This is a genomic window from Psychrobacter sp. 1Y4, from assembly GCF_051847555.1.
Window position 1 is genome coordinate 1 of sequence record NZ_JBPYDE010000416.1, and the last position, 779, is coordinate 779.

At 38.3% G+C, this 779-nt stretch carries 2 protein-coding genes; both read right to left on the minus strand.

The genetic code is table 11. From position 1 onward, the window contains the following. Positions 1–380 (minus strand): TnsA endonuclease N-terminal domain-containing protein (locus ACS8FC_RS16685; protein ID WP_439297603.1); only part of this gene is annotated, 380 nt, incomplete at its 3' end. A 94-nt stretch (positions 381–474) separates the two neighbouring features. After that, on the minus strand, positions 475–779 hold a 305-nt coding region (locus ACS8FC_RS16690; RefSeq protein ID WP_439297604.1), incomplete at its 5' end, for a LytR/AlgR family response regulator transcription factor.

Below are 779 nucleotides of genomic sequence, written 5' to 3' on the forward strand. Positions count from 1 at the left end.
GAATATTTTGCCTGCAAAACAAATTGGCTAAGCTCTTTATCAGAGCTCACAACATAAAAGTCTGATGTCATAACATGAGTATTGCCTCTAATAGCAGGATGCTTTACTTGCATATTCTCTGCAATCCGAAGGGTTTCATCAAATTTAAGAGGAAATTGCTCTCGAATATCTATTATTTCTTGACTCCATTCAAGAAATAGAAATGTTGCTAGCTCTAAATCAGACATTAAATGGTGAGTACGTCTTGTTTTGTGACCGAAAACCCTATGGGATCGACCTGACGACGATATATCAGATATTTTTATCCAAGGTTTGTAATCGGCAAACTCCCCCTGACCTCTACCTTCTTTAAGCCACTTTTCTTGTTTTTTTGAAAGCATAAAAAACCCCTGCTAAAGTTATATAAACTTTAGCAGGGGGTAATAGCGGAGTCAACAGTATGATACTTTATTACTCAGTATGAATCTTTATTACTCAGTATGACACTTTATTACTCGCGTACACTTTGACGTATTTTTGATCTGCCGCAAAATAATAGATATCTTTAAGTTTAATCAGCTCTACACCGCGGTGAGTACGAGCAGCAATATGCTGACGTATCGGACGCGCCGTTGGATTTGCAAGCTTGCGAATTTCATTCAATTGCGCCGCGTTTAGGTTTTTTGCTTTGTTCAGTGCTTCTAATAGCTCGTCTTTGTTTGCCGGTTTCAACAGATAACCGATTGCATTGGCTTTTAGTGCCGCTATCGCATAATGATCGTAAGAGGTGACAAATATAA